Origin of the sequence: Stenotrophomonas sp. 24(2023), assembly GCF_030913365.1 — a bacterium.
Lineage (GTDB): Bacteria > Pseudomonadota > Gammaproteobacteria > Xanthomonadales > Xanthomonadaceae > Stenotrophomonas.
The window spans coordinates 1593168-1612567 of sequence record NZ_CP133160.1; the positions used below are offsets into that span (position 1 = coordinate 1593168).

Consider the following 19400-nt stretch of genomic DNA (forward strand, 5'->3'; position numbering starts at 1 on the left):
CCAAGAATAGTACATAAATGCACTCCGCGCAGGATGAGCCCCAGGCAAACGGCCGCTGTGCGGATCAGCGGGTCGCGACGATGAACAGGCGGGGGAACGGCAGCAGCGCGCTGCCATCGTCCAGCAGCGCATAGGCCTGGGCGATGCCACGCCGGTACTCGGCCAGGAAGGCGGCCTGCTGCGGGGCGTCCAGCAGTGCCAGGTAGGGGCGCAGTGCCGACCCCTTGAACCATTCGACGATGGCATCGTGCCCACCGGCCAACGGGTGCAGATACGTGGTGCGCCACACCTCCAGGTGCTGGCAGTGTGGCTTGAGCAGCGCGTAGTACCAGGCAGCCGGGTGGCGGTCGGGGTGGGCCACGTGGCCGATGGCCGCACGCCACGGCCCGCTGGTGGCCACCTCGCGGGCGATGCGGTGCGCCGGCTCGTCCAGGTTGTCCGGTGTCTGGATGGCCAGGCAGCCCCCATCGGCCAGCTGCGCGAGCAGGTGCGGGTACAGCGCGGCGTGGTCGGGCAGCCATTGCAGCGCGGCGTTGGCCAGGATCACATCCACCGGTGCATCGGCCTGCCATTGGGCGATGTCGGCCACATCGAAGTGCAGCTGCGGCAGGCGCTGGCGGGCGCTGTCGATCATGTCCTGCGAACTGTCCAGGCCGCTGACGCGGGCCTGCGGGTAGCGTGCGGCCAGCACCTCGGTCGAATTGCCGGGCCCGCAGCCCAGGTCGACCGCGGTAGCGGCCGTCGCCAACGGGATGGCCGCGACCAGATCACGCACCGGACGGGTGCGTTCGTCTTCGAAGCGGCGGTACTGGGTGGCGGACCAGGTCATCGAGGGGGCTCGCAGGAACAGGACGCTGCGAGTGTAGGCGCTGCTGTGTAAAACAGGGATCAGCAGGACAGGGCTGTCGCGGGTGAGGGTTTACATCCCGTGCAGCCGACTGACCGCCGACGCGCCCCCGCCTGTCACGCGCGGCAGGCAGGCACCGGGTGCGCGCCGGCCATGTGCGCCGGCTCCAGCAGCAGCCGCTGCACGTCGGAGAACAACGCCTCGGTAGCCATGCCGTACGGGGCGAACAGGCGCAGGCGGCCCTGGGTATCGAACACGTAGCCGCCGGCGGTATGGCTCATCGTGTAGCTGCCGGGTACCGGCCCGGGCTCCCTTTCATAGAACGCCTTGAAGCGGCCCGCCATCGCATCAAGCTGGCGCGCGTCGCCCACCAGCCCGATCGCGTGCGGATCAAAGCCGTGCACGTACGCATCCACGGCCTGCGGTGTGTCGCGCTGCGGATCGACCGTCACGAACACCACCTGCAGCTGGTCGGCCTGCGATCCCATCAGGTGCTTCACCCGGGCCATGTCCACCATCGTGGTGGGGCACACATCCGGGCAGCTGGTGAACCCGAAGAACAGGTACGTCACCTTGCCGCGCAGGTCGGCCTGGGTACGCATCACGCCCTGCGTGTCGGGCATCGACCAGTCGTTGCCCAGGCCCTGGCAGGCCACGTCCCTGGCGTTGAAATCCATGCGCGTCTTGCCACTGCAACCGGCCAGCAGGGCCACGCCGAAGGCGAGGACCAGCGCAGGCAGGCGCAGGCGATGGGGAATGGGCGTGCGGGTGTTCATGGGGGACTACCAGTGGCCGCAGCGCGCGGTCAGTTGACCATCATGTGGTAGTGCATGCTCCAGATGATCCAGATGGAGAGCGCGACCACGATGAACAGGATGACGAGGGTGAACACGAAGCTGGCCAGGTTCCAGCCCCCTTCGGACTTGCGGTTCATGTGCAGGAAGAACACCAGCTGCACCAGGATCTGCGCCACCGCAAAGCCCACCAGCAACAGCAGGGTGAGCGGGCGTGACAGCACCGGGTGCATCACCAGGGCGAACGGCACCAGGGTCAGCAGGGCGCACAGCACGAAGCCGGTCAGGTAGGACCGGGTGGAGCCGTGCCCGCTGCCACCGCGCGAGGTTTCCACGTGGGCCATCTCAGAACACTCCAAACAGATAGACGAAGGTGAAGACGCAGATCCACACCAGATCCAGGAAGTGCCAGAACAGGCTCAGGCAGGACAGGCGGGTGACGTTGGTCGCGGTCAGGCCACGGCGGTGCACCTGGTGCATCAGCACCGCCATCCAGACCAGGCCGCTGGCCACGTGCAGGCCATGCGTGCCCACCAGCGCAAAGAACGCGGACAGGTAGGCGCTGGTGTGCGGGCCGGCGCCTTCGTGGATGAGGTGGTTGAACTCGTACACCTCCATGCCGATGAAGCCCGCGCCCAGCGCAAAGGTGACGCCCAGCCAGCGCAGCACGGCACCGGCCTGCTGGCGGTGCATCGCCAGCACGGCCTGGCCGTAGGTGATGCTCGACACCAGCAGCAGGAAGGTTTCCACCAGCACGAACGGCAGCGAGAACAGCTCCTTGCCGGTCGGCCCACCGGCGTAGGCGGTGCTGAGCACCGCGAACGAGGCGAACAGCGAGCCGAACAGCACGCAGTCGGACATGAGGTAGATCCACATGCCGAACACCTTCATGCCGCCCTGTTCGTGGGCGTGGTCCGGGTGATCGCCAGCGGGGTCGTCGTGGGCCAGCACATCGCCGGCCATGTCCGGGCGGGTCAACAGGTTCATGCGCGTACCTCCTGCAGCGTGGCGTGGTGGGCCGCTTCGGTGCGCGCCACCTCCTCGGCACTGACGTAGTAATCGACGTCCTCGTCATAGGAACGCACGATCAGCGTGGCGACCATGGCGATGAAACCGGCAACCGCCATCCACCAGATGTGCCACACCAGGGCAAAGCACAGCACCAGGATCCACACATTGAGGATGAGCGGCACGCCGGTGTTCTTCGGCATGTGGATGGGGGCATAGCGCTTGGGTGGTGGGGGCAGCCCCTGCTTCTTGGCCTCGTGGAAGGCATCGAGCGCGTCCACCGTCGGCACCACGGCAAAGTTGTAGAACGGCGGCGGCGACGGGGTGGCCCATTCCAGCGTGCGGCCGTTCCACGGGTCACCGGTCAGGTCCAGGTTGCGCCTGCGGTCACGCACGCTGACGTAGATCTGCACCAGCATCAGCACGATGCCGGCCAGCACGAACAACGCACCGACGAAGGCGGCGATGAGGTACGGCGTCCATTCCGGGTTGTCGTACTGGTTCATGCGCCGGGTCATGCCCATGAAGCCGAGCATGTACAGCGGCATGAAGGCCAGGTAGAAACCGATCACCCAGCAGGCGAAGGACCACCTGCCCAGGCGTTCGTTGAGGGTGAAGCCGAACACCTTCGGGAACCAGTAGGCGAAGCCGGCGAAGTAGCCGAACAGCGCGCCGCCGATGATGGTGTTGTGGAAGTGCGCCACCAGGAACAGGCTGTTGTGCAGCAGGAAATCCGCACCGGGGATGGCCAGCAGCACGCCGGTCATGCCACCGATGGTGAAGGTGACCAGGAAGGCGAGCGTCCACAGCATCGGCACGCTGAACTCCACGCGGCCGCCATACAGGGTGAACAGCCAGGTGAAGATCTTCACCCCGGTGGGGATGGCGATGATCATGGTCATGATGCCGAAGAAGGCATTGACGCTGGCACCGGAGCCCATGGTGAAGAAGTGGTGCAGCCACACCACGAACGACAGGATGCCGATGGCCAGCGTGGCACCTACCATCGACTTGTAGCCGAACAGCTTCTTGCGCGCGAAGGTGGCGGTGACCTCGGAGAAGATGCCGAACGCCGGCAGCACCAGGATGTACACCTCCGGGTGGCCCCAGGCCCACACCAGGTTCACGTACATCATCGGGTTGCCGCCGAGATGGTTGGTGTAGAAGTTGAAGTCCAGGTAGCGGTCCAGCGTCAGCGCGCCCAGCGCCACCGTCAGGATCGGGAAGGCGGCGATGATGATCACGCTGGTCACCAGCACCGTCCAGGTGAACACCGGCATCCGCATCAGGGTCATGCCCGGCGCACGCATGCGCAGGATGGTGATGAACATGTTGACGCCGGTCAGCAGTGTTCCCACGCCCGAGGCCTGCAGCGCCCAGATGTAGTAGTCCACCCCGACCCCGGGACTGAACTGGATGCCCGACAGCGGCGGATAGGCGACCCAGCCGGTCATGGCGAATTCGCCCACGCCCAGCGAGATCATCATCAGCGCCGCGCCCACCACGAAGATCCAGAAGCTGAAGGCGTTGAGGAAGGGGAACGCCATGTCGCGCGCGCCGATCTGCAGCGGCACCATGATGTTCATCAGGCCGACCACGAACGGGGTGGCCACGAAGAAGATCATGATCACACCGTGCGCGGTGAAGATCTGGTCGTAGTGTTCCGGCGGCAGGAAGCCATCGCTGCCCGGGCCGGCCGCTGCCAGCTGGGCGCGCATCATCAGCGCATCGGCAAAGCCACGCACCAGCATCACCAGCGCGACCACGATGTACATCACGCCGATCTTCTTGTGGTCCACGGTGGTGAACCAGTCACGCCACAACGGGCCCCACAGCTTGAACCAGGTCACTGCGCCCAGCAGCGCCAGGCCGCCCAGCAGCATGGCCGCCAGCGTGACCACGACGATCGGCTCGTGCAGCGGCACGGCCTCCCACGTCAACTTACCGAACATGTCCGTTACTCCTGCGAAGCGGTGTTGTCGGCGTGGTGCGCGGGCGCAGCCACGGTGTTTTCACCCACGCCGATGAACTGGTCGATGACCTTCTTGAACAGCAGCGGCTCGACCGTGGAGAAGTGCTGCACCGGCGCATTGCGGCTCGGTGCGGCCAGCTGCTTGAAGGCCTCCAGGCTCAGCGCCTGCGGTGCGCTGCGCACCTCCTGCACCCAACGCTGGAAGTCTTCCTCGCTGCTGGCGGTGGCGGTGAACTTCATGTTCGAGAAACCATGGCCGCTGTAGTTGCCCGACAGGCCGCGGAACTGGCCCTGCTCGTTGGCCACCAGGTGCAGCTGGGTGCGCATGCCGGCCATGGCGTAGATCTGCCCGCCCAGCTGCGGAATGAAGAAGGTGTTCATCGTCGAGTTCGAGGTGATGTCGAACGCCAGCTGGCGGTGGGCCGGGAAATTGAGCTGGTTGACGGTGGCGATGCCCAGGTCGGGGTAGACGAACACCCATTTCCAGTCGGTGGCGATCACTTCCACGTGCAGCGGTTCGCCGGGCACGTCCAGTGGCCGGTACGGGTCCAGTGCGTGGGTCGATTTCCAGACGATTACGGCGAGGATGGCGATGATCAGCAGCGGCACGCCCCACACCACCACCTCTACCCGGGTGGAATGCGCCCAGTCCGGCCGGTACGTGGCCCGGGTGTTGCTGGCGCGGTAGCGCCAGGCGAAGACGAAGGTGAGCACGATGGCCGGCACGACCACGATCAGCATCAGCCCGATGCAGATGGCGATCAGGTCGCGCTGGGCAAGCCCGACCATACCTTTCGAATCCAGCAGCGCCCACTGGCAGCCGGACAGGCTGGCACAGGCCAGGGCGGCCAGCGCTGGGCGGAGGGGGTTCCAGCAGATGTTCATGATGACGGTAGACCCTGTTGAGGGAGCTGCCTTGAACGGGGCCGCCGGCGCACAGCTCCCGGGCGCTGAACGGCTACACTGTCTGCAGGGTGGCCCGTACAAAAGCCACGCCATCCCGATCAAGTCCATACAAGATACATCATTGTATGGCTATATGCACCCTCTTGCATGGAAGGACCTGACCCGATGCAGCAGCCGAGCGCCGGCCGACGCCTGAAGAAGCCCAACCGCACCTGGGTCCGCCCGTTCCGCGACGGGGCCGGCCCGCTGTACCTGCAGATCGCACAGCAGGTGCGCGAGGCGGTGGACGATGGCGTGCTGCATGCCGGTGACCGGCTGCCGCCGCAGCGCGACCTGGCCCAGCTGATGGGCGTGGACCTGACCACCGTCACCCGCGCCTACAACGAGCTGCGCCAGGCCGACCTGCTGGATGCCCAGGGTGCCGGCGGCACCTTCATCGCCCTGTCGGCCGGCAACAGCGCGCGCTCGTCGGTGGACCTGAGCATGAACATCCCGCCGCTGCTGGGCAGCCAGGCCTTCGCGCAGGGCATGGAACAGGGCTTTGCGCACCTGGGTGCCCAGCTGGGCCAGGGCGAACTGATGAGCTACCACGTCGGTGCCGGCAGCCGCGAAGACCGTGCCGCCGCCACGCAGTGGCTGGCGCCGATGCTCGGGCCGGTCGCCAGCGAGCGGGTGATCGTCTGCCCCGGTGCGCAGACCGCCCTGTGCGCGGTGATCCTGGCCCGCACCCAGCCGGGCGATGTGATCGCCGCCGAGCAGCTGACCTACCCCGGCCTGCTGGCCGCCGCGCGCGTGCTGCAGCGGGCGGTGGCACCGATCGCGATGGATGCCGAGGGCATGCTGCCCGAGGCGCTGGAAGCGGCCTGCCAGGTCCGCGTGCCGGCGCTGCTGTACCTGGTGCCGACCATCCAGAACCCGACCACCGCGACGATGTCGGCCGGCCGCCGCCAGGCCCTGCTGGCGATCGCGCGCCGCCACGGCATTGCCGTGGTCGAGGACGATCCCTACTGGCTGCTGGCCGGCGATGCGCCGCCGCCACTGGCCACCGGCAGCCACCCGCAGGCACCGGTGTACTACGTGTCGACCCTGTCCAAGTGCCTGGCGCCGGGCCTGCGCACCGCCTACCTGGTGGTGCCGGCCGGCGAACCGATGGAGCCGCTGCTGGACGCGCTGCGCTCGATCGCGCTGATGCCCACCCAGTCGATGGTGGCGGTGGCTTCGCAGTGGATCCGCAGCGGCCTGGCCACCGACATGGTGCAGCGCTTCCAGCAGGAGCTGCGCCAGCGCCAGCAGATTGCCGCGCGCCTGCTGCCGCAGCCCTACCAGGCCCATCCGGCCGGCCTGCACGTGTGGCTGCCGCTGCCGGCGCGGCTGGATCAGTACCGGCTGATCCAGGCCGCGCAGGCGCAGGGGCTGGGCATTGCCAGCTCCGAAGCCTTCAGCACCGAGGAACAGCCCGGCCACGCGATCCGCCTGTCACTGGGCGGGGCCGTCGACCAGGCCAGCCTGAGCGCCGCTCTGACCCGACTGACCGAGATCATCTCGGATGTGCCTGAGACGCGGAGCCCGGCCATCGTCTGACCGGCCGGGCCGATATCCATACAAAAATGATATTGTTTGATTCTTGTATGGATATGTGTGTGACCCGATGCAACGGGACCGACTGACCTTCCACGCCGTGATGGCCGGCTGCGCCGGCATCGTGCTGCTGGCCCTGGCCTCGCTGGCCTATGTCTGCACCCGCCCCCAGACCGCGCAGGTGCAAGCCGGCGAAGCGCGGGCCATCGAGCGCTGCCTGCAGCGCAGCCGCGACCCGGCACGGACCGAAATCCAGCGCCGCGCCCTGGCCGATTCCTGCGGCGAAATGCGCAGGCAGTACCTGCACAAGTTCGGCGATGGCGGGCTGCCGGACGGTGACCCGTCGTGAAGCCACGGCGGCGCGCGTTGCGCTGGGGCATCGCCCTGGGCTGCCTGTTCATGGCCGGCACCGGCGTGGCGTTGTGGAACTACTTCGGCTACGGCGCGCAGGCCCGTTTCAGCGAACAGGCCATCGTCTTCGACGATACCCAGCTGCGCCTGCCCGCCGCGCTGGCCGGTGCTACCGGCCGCATCCGCGTGGTGCACTTCTGGGACCCGGCCTGCACCGTGTGCAACCGCGAAACCGGCGCGCACCTGAGCTACCTGATCAGCATGTACCGCCGCGCCAACGTTGATTTCTACGCCGTGCGCCGGCCGGGTACGCAGGGCGAACTGCCCGCGCACCTGCGCGGGCGCCTCACCGAACTGCCCACCCTTGCGGGCATCGAGCACATCCCGGCCAGCCCGGCCGTGGCGATCTGGGATGGCAGCGGCCACCTGGCCTATGCCGGCCCGTACAGCATCGGCATGGTGTGCAACTCGGCCAACAGCTTCGTCGAACCGATCCTGGACAAGCTGGTGGCCGGGCAGACGGTGCGCCCACGCGGGCTGCTGGCGGTGGGCTGCTACTGCCCCTGGCACGACGCACGCTGACACGCTGCCATGCCGGGCCTGCCTGCACACGCGCCGCCTGCTGCGGCCAGCGCACACAACAACGGCGGCCACCTGCCCCAACCGACCGATGGTTGTGGACAGGCGTCCGCCGTCGCCAGCAACGATAGCGCCCGACATGCTCCCTACATGCCGCGACACGGTGTCGCGGGCACCGACTGGGTACGCGGCGCGCTGGCCGGCAGTGGTCCGCTCTACCTGCGCGTGGTCACCGCGCTGGAGCGCACGCTGCATGCCGGTGGCCTCTCGCCGGGGCAGCGCCTGCCTTCGCAGCGGGCGCTGGCGCAGCAGCTGGGCATCGACCTGACCACCGTGACGCGCGCCTTCGATGAAGCGCGCAAGCGCGGGCTGATCGAAGCACGCGGACCGCAGGGCAGTTTCATCGCCCCGCCCAAGGCCGGCTTTGCGCAGCCGCTGGACCTGAGCATGAACCTGCCGCCGGTGCCGGACCCCAACGCACTGGCCGACCTGCTGCGCCGTGGCGCGGCAGCCGTGCTTGCGCGCAGCAACGCACCGGACCTGATGCGCTACCACCTCGGCGGCGGCAACCCGACCGACCGCCACGCCGCAGCGCGCTGGCTGCAGCCGATGCTCGGCACGGTGGACGATGGCTGCCTGCTGCTGACCGAAGGCGCACAGGTGGCCCTGTCGGCGATCCTGCTCAGCCAGGGCAACGACCGCAGCCCGGTCCTGTGCGACCGGCTGGTCTATCCCGGCCTGCTGCAGGCGGCCAGCGCGCTCGGCCGCCCGCTGGTGGTGGTGGAGGGCGATGCGCAGGGCATGTGCCCGCAGGCGCTGGCCCGGCAGGCACGCGCCTGCGCGGCGCGGCTGGTCTATCTCAACCCCACCTGCCACAACCCCACCGCGCTGACCGTGCCGGCGCCACGCCGGGTTGAACTGGCACAGGTGCTGGAGCGCGAACACCTGCTGGCGATCGAGGACGATCCTTATTGGCACCTGGCCGAGGATGCACCGCCGCCGCTGGCCACGCTGGCCCCCCGGCACGTGTTCCATGTGGCGACGTTGTCGAAGGTGATCAGCCCCGGCCTGCGCACCGCGTTCGTGCACTGCCCTTCGCCCGCCCATGCCGGCGCGATGGCGCGTGCACTGCGCGCCACGCGCCTGATGGGCCACCCGCTGGTATCCGCGCTGGCCAGCCAGTTGCTGCTGGACGGTTCGGCGCAGGCGCTGCGGGACCAGGTGCGTGCCGAAGCACACGAGCGCGTGCGCATGGCGCGTTACCTGCTGGCGCCTTCGTTGCTGGTGAATGCCGCCGGGCTGCACGCCTGGTGCCGGTTGCCACCGGCATGGACCGACCGTGCGCTGGTGCACCGCGCGCAGTTGCAGGGCATGGCGCTCGCACCGTCGTCATCGTTCTGCCCGCCGGATGCGCCGTTCGACCGCGGCGTGCGGCTGTCGCTGGGGCTGGCCGCCGACCGCCGGCAGCTGGAAAGCGCGCTGCAGCGGATCGATCACCTGTTGTTGTCCGATGCGCCGCCGACGCATGACCGGTAACGGTGGGGCACGCATCCACGCATGGCGTGGATCTACAACATCCCCGCACCGGGTGGATCCACGCCCTGCGTGGATGCCCCGGAACAATCCCCCCCGTAGATCCACGCCATGCGTGGATACCCCAGAACGATCACCCCCCGTAGATCCACGCCATGCGTGGATACCCCAGAACGATCACCCACCGTAGATCCACGCCATGCGTGGATACCCCAGAACGGTCGCGCACCGTAGATCCACGCCATGCGTGGATACCCCAGAACGATCGCGCACCGTAGATCCACGCCGTGCGTGGATACCCCAGAACGATCGCCCACCGTAGATCCACGCCATGCGTGGATACCCCGGAACGATCACCCACCGTAGATCCACGCCATGCGTGGATGCCCCAGAACGATCGCGCACCGTAGATCCACGCCATGCGTGGATGCATTACACCGTGGATGCCTGGCCAACCAGAATCGGGCCCCACCAACGCAGCACTCTCAGGCCAGCGCCGCCAGCGCCTGCACCAGTGCATCGATCTGCGCAGGCCGGGTGAACACCGACGGTGTCACCCGCACGCATGCGCCGGAGTCCAGGCCGTCACGCCAGGTGGTGAAGATCTGATGCGCATCCAGCAGGCGCTTCTGCAGGGCCATGTTGTCGGCCACGCTGCTGCGCCCGCGCAGGCGCACGCTGGCCAGCGCGCTGGCCAGGGCCGGGTCCGGCGATGACAGCACCTGCAGGTGGGCCATCTGCCGGGCGGGCACCGTCCAGCGCTCGCGCAGGTAGCGCAACCGCGCCTGCTTGTTGGCCGCACCGATCTGCTGGTGCAGCGCGATCGCCTCCGGCAGCGCCAGGTAGGCCGCGAAATTGACCGTACCGGTATGCACGCGGCTGGTGATGCGGCCATCCTCGGCCTGGCCCATGTAGGGGTCCAGATCCTTCACCCGCCCCTGGCGCACATACATCGCGCCCACCCCGACCGGTGCGCCGATCCACTTGTGCAGGTTGATGCCCACGAAATCGGCGTTCAGGTCCGGCACGCGGTAGTCGATCTGGCCGAAGCCATGGGCGGCGTCGACGATCACGTCGATGCCACGCGCCCGTGCGCGCTCGGCGATGTCGGCCACCGGCAGCACCAGCCCATGGCGGTGGCTGACCTGGGTCAACAGCACCAGCTTCAGGCGCGGCAGGCGCGCGAACGCGGCATCGTAGGCCTGCAGGATCTGCTCGCGGGTTGGCGTGGCCGGCAGTGCGATGCGCTCCACCTGCACTCCGCGCCGCTGCTGCAGCCACTGCATCGCGCTGATCATGCTGTCGTAGTCGACATCGGCATACAGCACCTGGTCGCCTGCGGCGAGCCGGTTGTAGCCGCCGATCAGGGCCAGCAATGCTTCAGTCGCCCCGCGTGTAAGCGCGATCTCCTCCTCGCCCACGCCCAGCAGCTGCGCCACCTGCTGGCGCACGGCCAGGTACTGGCGCGGGAACGCCTGGCGGCCGTACCAGGCATTGCCCCGGTTCACCTCGGCGGTGTGGCGCTGGTAGGCGGCCAGCGTTTCCCGACCCATCGCGCCCCAGTAGCCGTTCTCCAGGTGGTTCACGTCCTGGGTGATGTCGAAGTGGCTGGCCACGGCCTCCCAGTACACCTCATCCCGCGCCAGTACCTCCGGTGCCACCGTCGGTACCGGAATCGGGCGCGGCGGTGCCTGGCGTGCGGCGGTGGCGGCCAGCGCCCCGAACGCGCTGCCGGCCGGCAGCAATGCACCGGCCTGCAGCAGGGAGCGGCGGGTCCGGTCCATCAGTAGGTGAACCGGTACTGCGCGTACAGGTTGCCACCATCGGTGTCGTACGGCGCGTTGCGCGAATAGATCAGGCCACGGCTGGCCTGGAAGGTCGCTTCGTCCGGGTAGCTGTTGAGCACGTTGTCCGCGCCCACGCGCAGGCTGTGGTGGTCGTTGAAGCGGTAGCTGGCGGCCAGGTCGAGGAACGCCATCTCGCCGAAACGCTGGTAGATGTCCCCCACCGCATTACCGGTGGAATCGGTCCACGGGCCGTAGTAGCGCACGCGCGCCATGAACGACCACGGGCCGGTCTCCCAGTTGCCGGTGAAGCTGCCCTTGTGTTCCGGCAGGCGCTCTTCGAACAGGATGCGCTGGGTCTCGTTGGTGGCCACCGAGGTGCTGCCGCTGTCCACGCGGGTGCGGTTGAAGTTGTAGGCCAGGGTCAGCGTCATGCGGCCGGCGCCGAGGTCGCGCAGGTAGTTGCCCACCACGTCGACACCGGTGGTGGTGGTGTCGAAGTCGTTGGTGAAGTAGTTCACCGAGGTATAGCCGAGCGGGTTGGGCGTGCCGGCGGGAATGGCGAAGCTGGCCGACTGGCTGAAGCGGTCGCTGAGCTTGATGCGGTACACATCCACCGAACCGGACAGGCCCATGCCGGTGCGCCAGGTCAGGCCCAGCGACGCGGTGCGCGATTCTTCCGGCTTCAGCGGCTTGGCACCGAGCAGCTGTGCCAGCGGATCGTTGGGCGACAGGCGGCCGCTGGTGAAGATCTGCAGCGTGCGCGTGTCCAGGCCCTGGGTGGTGCTGGTGGTGTTGAGCTGGGCCGGCGTCGGTGCGCGGAAGCCGGTGGACACCGTGCCGCGCAGGGCCACATCCGGGGTGATCTCGAAGCGCGCCGACAGCTTGCCGTCCACGGTGCTGCCGAAGCTGGAGAAGTCTTCATAGCGGCCGGCGGCACCGATGCTCCAGCGGTTGCCCAGCGGCACTTCCATGTCGACGTAGGCTGCCTTGCTGCGCTGGTCCCACTGCCCGGCCTGGCTGGCCGAGAAGCCCGGCGCACCGTTGGCGTTGGCTTCCAGGCCTGCGGCTGCGCCCGGGCCCACCGCATAGGAGGCCGGATCACCGGCGCGCACCTGGTAGATCTCCTGGCGGAACTCACCACCGAAGGCGACGTTGATCGGCTTGGACAGCGCCGCCACGTCCCATTCGTAGTTGAAATCGGCATTGGCGTTCTTCTCGGTCTGGGTCAGACGGCCGAGGTCGAACGAGGTCGGGCTCTTCGGGCCCAGCGACGCATTGATCGAATTGTCCAGGCTGTAGTCGATGGCGTTGCGGCCATAGGACGCGCTGACATCCCAGCGCAGCTTGGGGGTGATCTCACCGCGCAGGCCACCGACCAGCTGCAGGTCGTTCTGCACGTTGCCGTACTTCGGGCTGAAGCCCACCGGGTACAGGTCACGCAGGTTCCAGCCGGGGAAGATCGGCGTGGTGCGGTACGCGCCGGCGGTGGTATCGGGGTTGCGCCAGTTGAAGTCGCTCACGCCATCGCTGTGGCTGTACAGGCCGAACGCATAGGCTTCCAGCGTGTCGCTGAGGTTGGCCTTCAGGTTGAAGCCCACACGGCGGCTTTCCAGGTCCGGCTGGCCCCAGCGCTGCACCGGGTTGGGCACGGCCAGGGTGGGATGGGCCGCCTGGAAGGCGATCGCATCCGGACGCTGGCGGGTGCGCGAGGTGGCGTCCGAATCGGAGGTTTCGGCAAACACGGTCAGGCTGCCGTAGTCCCCCAGGGCCCAGCCGGTGCGGGCGCTGAAGTCACGCGAGGCGCCATCACCCTGCGAGTACTGCGAGTAGCCGGCCGTGATCTCGGTACCCGGGCCGTCTTCGAGGATGATGTTGATGACACCGGCGATGGCATCCGAACCGTACTGTGCCGACGCGCCATCGCGCAGCACTTCGATGCGCTTGATGGCGCTGGTCGGAATCTGCGCCAGGTCTGCGGCCTGTGCGCCGCGGTTGCCCAGCAGCGCACTGCGATGGAAGCGGCGGCCATTGACCAGCACCAGGGTCTGGTCCGGCGACAGCCCGCGCAGCGTGGCCGGGCGCACGAACACCTGACCATCGGCCATCGGCAGGCGCTGCACCACGAACGACGGCACCAGCTGCGCCAGCACGTCCTTCAGGTCGGTCGATTCGACCGACTTGATGTCTTCCTTGGTGAACACATCCACCGGTGCCAGCGTTTCGAACTGGGTGCGGTTGGAGGCGCGCGTGCCGGTGACCAGCATCGCATCGAGCTGGGTCGGCGCAGTGCCGGCCGCAGCGCTGGCCTCGGCCGCGGCGGCCTCTGCTGCGATCGCGCCTCCTGCGCTGACGGTGCCAAGGGCAAGGAGGATCGAACGCGAAAGCAGGCGACGGTGCACGGCAGGACTCCGGGAAGGCGGGCAGGGCCAGGGCCGCGCAGCGCACGGCAGGCCTGGACAAGCGGCGCAGTCTCGGGGGGATGTGTGAAGGAGGGATGACGTGCGCACGACAGCTGCGTGCACGCGCCTTTAATGCCAATGAAACAATCTCGGCGGCTGTCCTGGCCGCACCACTGCCTGCGGGCATGAACGGTCGCTGTGTTCCAGCCATGGGACGGGCCGGCAACGCAGGCCGGGACTAGAGTGGGAGACCCGCAAAAGAGGCCATGCCATGCGCATTCTTGAACTCTCCCTGCCGGTGTCCGATGTCGCCGCCACCGCACGCTACTTCCGCGATGTGCTGCAGCAGCCGGTGGAAGGCAATGCGGTACGCATCGGCTGGAGCACGATCACGCTGGTGCCGGCCGGCGCGCTGCCGGTGGGCGGCGTGCACCTGGCGTTCAACGTGCCGGACGACCGCTTCGCCGCCGCCATCGGCTGGCTGCGCGAACGCGCACCGCTGCAACGCAACCCGGACGGCATCGATTACTTCGTGCTCGAAAGCAACTGGCAGTCGCAGTCGGTGTACTTCACCGGGCCCGATGGCATGGTGCTGGAACTGATCGGTCGCCGCCGCCTGCCCGTCGGCAGCCGCAGCGGCCCGTTCCACGGCAGCGAGCTGACCAGCCTGAGCGAAGTCGGCCTGCCCAGCACCGATGTCGATGGCCTGCGCACGCGCCTGGAAGCCGATTTCGGCCTGCAGGCACTGTCACCGCCTACCCCGCAGTTCGCGCCGATGGGCGATGACGAAGGCCTGCTGATCGTGGTGGATGCCGCGCGGCGCTGGTTCCCCGAAGGCAAGGACCTGCCGTCCGCACGCGGGTTGCAGCTGCGCCTGGCCGGCGTGAGCGCAGGCGCGGGCCTGGCCGATGCCGCGCAGGGCTGGCAGCTGCGCGCCGCCTGAGCATCACCAGCTGCCCGAGGCGCCGCCACCGCCACTGCTGCCACCGCCGCCGGACCAGCTGCTGGACGAACTGCTCGTGCTGGAGCGGCCGGATGAACCGCTGGAACCGCTGCGGCCGCCCCCGTACCCCTTCTGCAGCGAACTCATGCCCAGCACCCAGGCGAAGTAAAGGAAGAAGCTGCCGACCACCGACAGGATCAGCGCCAGTGTGCGGCCTTCCTCGGCGCTCGCCGCCGCCGTGGACAGGTGCAGCACCAGCAGTGCGTAGCCGGCGGTCAGCAGCCCCAGCACGCTGGCGCGCACGGCAAAGCTGCGCCGGCTTTGCCGCCAGCGGGCCCGACAGGCCCCGACCAGGAACGCCACCAGCATCACCGCGATGCCCACGGCCAGGTTGACCACGGCGTGCAGCACCAGCGCCGGGGCGGGCTGCCCGCTTGCCAGCATCACGCCGGCGAACACCGCGCTGGTGGCCAGCATCGCGTACACGCCGATGCGCAGCCCGCGCACGCGCCGCCACAGCCAGCCCAGCAGCGTGGCCACCGGCACGCCGATGCCGAGAATGAACACGAATGCCACCCACTGCCCGGGCAGCCAGGCGGCCACCACGGACAACGCGCCGCCGATCACCAGGACAGTGGCCAGCGGGCGCCACCACCACGGCCAGCGCCGGTGGCGTGTCGTCGTCGCACCGGCGACCTGCCGGCCGCGGCGGCGGTTGTGCCGCTGCTGCGCACGCTCGGCCTGCTGTTGTGCATCGGCCTGTGCCGTCGTGGGCGAGAACAGCACGCCGATGCCAGCACCGGCCAGCAGCGCCGCCAGCACCAGCGTATCGATGCGTCGCCAGTCCGACGGCAGCACGTTGCGCCCCTCCGCTTCCAGCGGTGGCAACGGCTCACCCTCGATCAGCGTGACCAGCAGCGCCGTGCCATCCAGCACACCCTGGTCGATATCGCCCTGGCGGAAGCGGGGCAGCACGGCACCGTCGATGATGCGCCGGGCATAGGCATCGGGAATCGCGCCTTCCAGCCCGTAGCCAGTCTGGATGCGCACGCGGCGGTCCTTCACCGCCACCACCATCAGCACCCCGTCGTCGATGCCCGCCCGGCCCAGCGCCCACTGGTCGAACACCCGCTGCGCATAGGCTTCGATGCCTTCATCACCGGCATGGTCGACCAGCAGCACCTGCAGCTGGGCCCCTTTGCGCGCCTGCAGGTCATACGCCTGCTGGCGCAGCTGTCCGGCGGTTCCGGCCGACAGCACACCCGCGCTGTCCACCACCGGATCGGCCAGTGCGGGAATGGGACTGGCCGCCTGTGCGGCCGCCAGGGGGGGCAGCAGAATGCACAGGACGGCCAGGAGCAGCGGCCACCACGGCCCCGGGCAAACGCGCGATGCAGGTTGGATCTCCATGCACGCAGCATGCCCCAGCTCCACCGTGGCGGCAAAGATCAGGCGGTGGCCACCGGCGGCGGCACCACCACCCGCGACAGGCGCAGCAGATCCTTGTCATGGACGGTCAACGCATCCAGGAACAGGTTTGCCACGGCACGCTCCGCGCGCTCGCGCGCCTGACGGTGGTGCTGCCGGCGCTGTTCGATCTGTGCCAGCAGCAGCTCGGCCTGGGGACGGACCCATTTTTCCACGGCTTTGCCGGGCTCGGCGCGCGCCAGCTGCCGCGCCCCCGTCACCATCCAGCGCGCGACCGCCTGTGCCCAGGCCGCGTTGAGGGCAAGGAAGCGCTGGTGGTGGTCTGCCGTGGGGCCCTGTGCGGTGGCCAGGCCATCGCTGCCGATATTGAACAGGGCCGGCGCATCGGCCTGCTCCGGCAGTGGCACCCAGGATTCGGAACGGCCCAGGTGCATCGAGCTGGGCACGTAGCCATTGGCGAACAGGAAGGTGCTGCAGCCAAAGCAGGAGGCCAGCTTGTGCGTATTGCGGCCCAGGCCCAGCTCGTAGGCGTGGCCGTCGGGGAAGTTGCAGGCCACCTGCGCGATGGCCCAGACCATGCCGTGGCAGTAGCCGCAGACCTGGTCGCGGCGCTCGGCGCCCCAGCGCTGGATCAGATCGGTCGGTTCGATCGAGCCGGCCTGCTTCAGCGCCGATGCCGGGCCGGTAGCCTTGTTGTAGATCAAGCCCTGGTAACTCTCATCGCTCAGCCAGCGGCCGCCTTCCTGGTCGCCCTCGATCAGCCGCCGCACGGAACTGACCAGCAGCGGATTGCTGTTGGCCGGATGGTCGACGATGCCGTAGTAGGCGCCAAACTCCTGGTCCAGGTTGAGGCTGGCCAGCGAATCATCAGGCACCGGGAATCGGCAGCGCGGGCAGTCGGTCGTACGTTGCCGGATGACGTTGCGGATGCGCGTGGCCACGCCCTCGTTCCAGGCGATCGGACGCACGTCGCGCTGCGTGCCGCGCGTGGCGGCAATACCGATCTGCAGGGTCTTGGCGTCGTAGCCGGGGCTGCTGCCCACGGTCACGTCGGCGTGGCTGCCGGTCAGCTGCACCAGCCGCGCCAGCACCGCGCGCATCTGCTGCTGTTCGCGCTCAGCCGCCTTGGCCTCGGCCGAGGCCGCATCGGCCACCGGTTCCACATCCCAGCGCAGTGCCACGCCTTTGCCCAGCCCGTCCTCGAGGAAGCCGAGGAAGACGCTGCTGAAGATCACGTCCGCTTCCTGGCGCAGCTGCGCCTGCTCACGTTGCTGGATGCGCTGCCATTGCAGCGGCGTGCCATCGATGATGCCCATGCCTCGACTCCCTGCGGAAGGTCCACGGCCGGTTGGCCATGGCAGGGGTCCAGCATGGGCATCGCGGCACGCTCCTGTTTTGCCGCACGGTGCAGGATCTGCACCGGATGTGGCAGCACCACCGTGGCGGCACCGGATGCAACAGGCCCCGCCGGAGCGGGGCCTGGGGTACCACCGGCACGCGCGCTTACTCTTCTTCGTCCTGCCAGCCCTGCTGCTGGTTCTGGTTGCGCTGCTGGTCCTGCTGCTGTTGCTGCTGGTCGCGCTGGGTATCGTGCTGGTTCTGCTGCTTCTGGGCCATGTCCGTCTCCGATGCCACGTGCGGAATGCCGTGGTCGGGCCCATCGTGTGCAGCACGAAGTTAACCCCTTGTGGCAATACGTGCAGGCCACCGTGACCGGCGCACGCTGAACAGGCAAAGGGGCTTGCGGCACAAGCCCCCGGTCGATTCATCGCCGATCGGCATGTGGTCATGCCCCGGCCCGCGCAGGCCCTGTTCAGGCGCCCGGCAGCCTCGCCGTTGCGCTCAGGGCATCACCGGCGGCACGTACTCCAGGGTCATGCCCAGCAGCCACAGCAGCCCGAGCACCAGCGGGATGTGCACCAGCAGCTGCAGGAACGTGAAGCCCACGATGTCACGTGCTTTCAGCCCCAGCACGCCCAGCAGGGGCAGCATCCAGAACGGGTTGATGAGGTTCGGCAGTGCCTCGGCCGCGTTGTAGACCTGGACCGCCCAGCCCAGGTGCGCCTGCAGTTCGTTGGCGGCCTGCATCACGTACGGCGCCTCGATGATCCACTTGCCACCACCGGAGGGCACGAAGAAGCCCAGCACCGCCGAGTACACGCCCATCACCAGCGCGAAGGTGTCGGTACTGGCGACATGCACGAACAGCGTGGACAGCCGGTGCGCCAGTGTCTGGCCATCCCCACCGGCCGCATGGGTGAGGATCATCGCGATGCCGCCGTACAGCGGGAACTGGATCAGCACGCCGGTGGTGCTGGGCACCGCCTTGGCCACGGCGTCGAGGAAGCTGCGCGGCCGCCAGTGCAGCAGCAGGCCCAGCGAAATGAACAGAAAATTGTAGGTATTGAGGTTGGCGATGGCCGTGACCACCGGCTTGCTGGCAAATTCATTGAACAACCAGCCGAACGCCAGCAGCGAGAGCAGCACCGTCAGCAGCGGGCTGTATTCCAGCCATTCGCCCGGGCGCGTGCGCCGCTGCAGCGGCACCGGTTCGGCCTGCGCGGCCCCGTCGAAATCCTGCGCGGTGCGCGCACTGCCGGCGGCCGGCGCGGTCAGCCACGCCACCAGCAGCGACACCAGGATCAGCACGGCCGTCAGCACGATCGACTGCCACAGGAAAATGGTTTCGGTGAAGGGCAGCACGCCGGTGATCTCCACCAGCCCGGGCGGCATGCTGGCCGGGTTGGCCTGCAGCTGCGCGGCCGACGAGCTCAGCCCCATCGCCCACACGGCGCCCAGGCCCAGGTAGGCCGAGGCGCCGGCGGCACGGTAGTCCATGCGCAGGTCGGTGCGACGGGCCAAGGCGCGTACCAGCAGGCCACCAAACACCAGCGAGAACCCCCAGCTCAGCAACGACGCGAGCATGCTGACCAGCCCCACGTACACCACCGCGCCGCGCCCGGTGCGCGGCACCCGTGCCAGCAGCGCGATGAAGCGTGCCACCACCGGCGCGGTCGCCACGGCATAGCCACCGATGACCACGAAGGCCATCTGCATGGTGAAGGGAATCAGGCTCCAGAAGCCTTCGCCGAACGACTGCGCGGTGGTCTGCGGCGAACTGCCGAAGCCCATCGCCGCCAGCGCGACGATGACCACGCCGAGCACCGCGAACACGTATGCATCCGGGAACCACTTTTCCGCCCAGGCCGCCGAGCGCAACGCGGCGCGCGCCATCCAGCCATCCTGTCCTGCTGCCGTCACGGCCATCGCCCACC

General features: G+C 68.4%; 16 protein-coding genes. 5 read left to right on the forward strand and 11 right to left on the reverse strand.

Annotated elements, in window-relative coordinates:
* Positions 1 to 64 precede the first annotated feature (64 nt).
* The 6 genes from tam to cyoA form a co-directional block, all read right to left on the reverse strand.
* Entirely contained in the window at positions 65 to 829 is a 765-nt protein-coding gene (tam, locus tag Q9R17_RS07075; RefSeq protein ID WP_308157716.1) for a trans-aconitate 2-methyltransferase, read from the reverse strand.
* A gap of 134 nt (positions 830 to 963) precedes the next feature.
* A complete protein-coding gene (locus Q9R17_RS07080) occupies positions 964 to 1623 on the reverse strand; it encodes an SCO family protein (protein ID WP_308157717.1) in 660 nt (219 codons plus the stop codon).
* Between the two features lie 29 nt (positions 1624 to 1652).
* Entirely contained in the window at positions 1653 to 1985 is a 333-nt protein-coding gene (cyoD, locus tag Q9R17_RS07085) for a cytochrome o ubiquinol oxidase subunit IV (RefSeq protein ID WP_308157718.1), read from the reverse strand.
* A 1-nt stretch (position 1986) separates the two neighbouring features.
* Positions 1987 to 2604, reverse strand: coding sequence for a cytochrome o ubiquinol oxidase subunit III (gene cyoC, locus Q9R17_RS07090; RefSeq protein ID WP_308158302.1), 618 nt, complete (start codon positions 2602 to 2604; stop codon positions 1987 to 1989).
* Positions 2605 to 2624: 20 nt separating this feature from the next.
* Positions 2625 to 4601, reverse strand: a complete 1977-nt coding sequence (gene cyoB / locus Q9R17_RS07095) for a cytochrome o ubiquinol oxidase subunit I (protein WP_308157719.1) — start codon at positions 4599 to 4601, stop codon at positions 2625 to 2627.
* A 5-nt stretch (positions 4602 to 4606) separates the two neighbouring features.
* A complete protein-coding gene (gene cyoA, locus Q9R17_RS07100; RefSeq protein WP_308157720.1) occupies positions 4607 to 5506 on the reverse strand; it encodes a ubiquinol oxidase subunit II in 900 nt (299 codons plus the stop codon).
* 186 nt (positions 5507 to 5692) lie between these two features.
* Between cyoA and Q9R17_RS07105 the strand changes: the two genes are divergently transcribed.
* The 4 genes from Q9R17_RS07105 (at position 5693) to Q9R17_RS07120 (ending at position 9571) form a co-directional block, all read left to right on the forward strand.
* Positions 5693 to 7108: a PLP-dependent aminotransferase family protein gene (locus Q9R17_RS07105; RefSeq protein WP_308158303.1), complete on the forward strand. Its 1416-nt coding sequence runs from the start codon at positions 5693 to 5695 to the stop codon at positions 7106 to 7108.
* 67 nt (positions 7109 to 7175) lie between these two features.
* A complete protein-coding gene (locus Q9R17_RS07110; protein ID WP_308157721.1) occupies positions 7176 to 7454 on the forward strand; it encodes a hypothetical protein in 279 nt (92 codons plus the stop codon).
* Positions 7451 to 8038, forward strand: coding sequence for a DUF6436 domain-containing protein (locus Q9R17_RS07115; protein ID WP_308157722.1), 588 nt, complete (start codon positions 7451 to 7453; stop codon positions 8036 to 8038). Before Q9R17_RS07110 ends, Q9R17_RS07115 begins: the two co-directional genes overlap by 4 nt.
* 147 nt (positions 8039 to 8185) lie before the next feature.
* The gene (locus Q9R17_RS07120; RefSeq protein WP_308157723.1) at positions 8186 to 9571 is read left to right on the forward strand and encodes a PLP-dependent aminotransferase family protein; all 1386 of its coding nucleotides are present in this window, start codon (positions 8186 to 8188) and stop codon (positions 9569 to 9571) included.
* A gap of 482 nt (positions 9572 to 10053) precedes the next feature.
* Here Q9R17_RS07120 and Q9R17_RS07125 read toward each other — a convergent pair whose 3' ends face one another.
* Both Q9R17_RS07125 and Q9R17_RS07130 read right to left on the reverse strand, forming a co-directional pair.
* On the reverse strand, positions 10054 to 11352 hold the full coding sequence (locus Q9R17_RS07125) for an aminotransferase class V-fold PLP-dependent enzyme (protein WP_308157724.1): 1299 nt from the start codon (positions 11350 to 11352) through the stop codon (positions 10054 to 10056).
* The gene (locus Q9R17_RS07130; RefSeq protein WP_308157725.1) at positions 11352 to 13754 is read right to left on the reverse strand and encodes a TonB-dependent receptor; all 2403 of its coding nucleotides are present in this window, start codon (positions 13752 to 13754) and stop codon (positions 11352 to 11354) included. The genes Q9R17_RS07125 and Q9R17_RS07130 overlap by 1 nt, the downstream gene beginning before the upstream one ends.
* Positions 13755 to 14025: 271 nt before the next feature.
* On the opposite strand from Q9R17_RS07130, the gene Q9R17_RS07135 reads away from it, so the two are divergent.
* Positions 14026 to 14697 carry a VOC family protein gene (locus Q9R17_RS07135; RefSeq protein ID WP_308157726.1) on the forward strand — a complete coding sequence of 224 codons (672 nt, stop codon included), beginning with the start codon at positions 14026 to 14028 and terminating at the stop codon, positions 14695 to 14697.
* 3 nt (positions 14698 to 14700) lie between these two features.
* Here Q9R17_RS07135 and Q9R17_RS07140 read toward each other — a convergent pair whose 3' ends face one another.
* From Q9R17_RS07140 to Q9R17_RS07150, 3 genes are all read right to left on the reverse strand, one after another.
* Positions 14701 to 16107 carry a TPM domain-containing protein gene (locus Q9R17_RS07140; RefSeq protein WP_308157727.1) on the reverse strand — a complete coding sequence of 469 codons (1407 nt, stop codon included), beginning with the start codon at positions 16105 to 16107 and terminating at the stop codon, positions 14701 to 14703.
* 38 nt (positions 16108 to 16145) lie between these two features.
* Positions 16146 to 17441: a hypothetical protein gene (locus Q9R17_RS07145; protein ID WP_308157728.1), complete on the reverse strand. Its 1296-nt coding sequence runs from the start codon at positions 17439 to 17441 to the stop codon at positions 16146 to 16148.
* A gap of 526 nt (positions 17442 to 17967) precedes the next feature.
* Positions 17968 to 19392, reverse strand: a complete 1425-nt coding sequence (locus Q9R17_RS07150; RefSeq protein ID WP_308157729.1) for a TIGR00366 family protein — start codon at positions 19390 to 19392, stop codon at positions 17968 to 17970.
* Between the last annotated feature and the right edge of the window lie 8 nt (positions 19393 to 19400).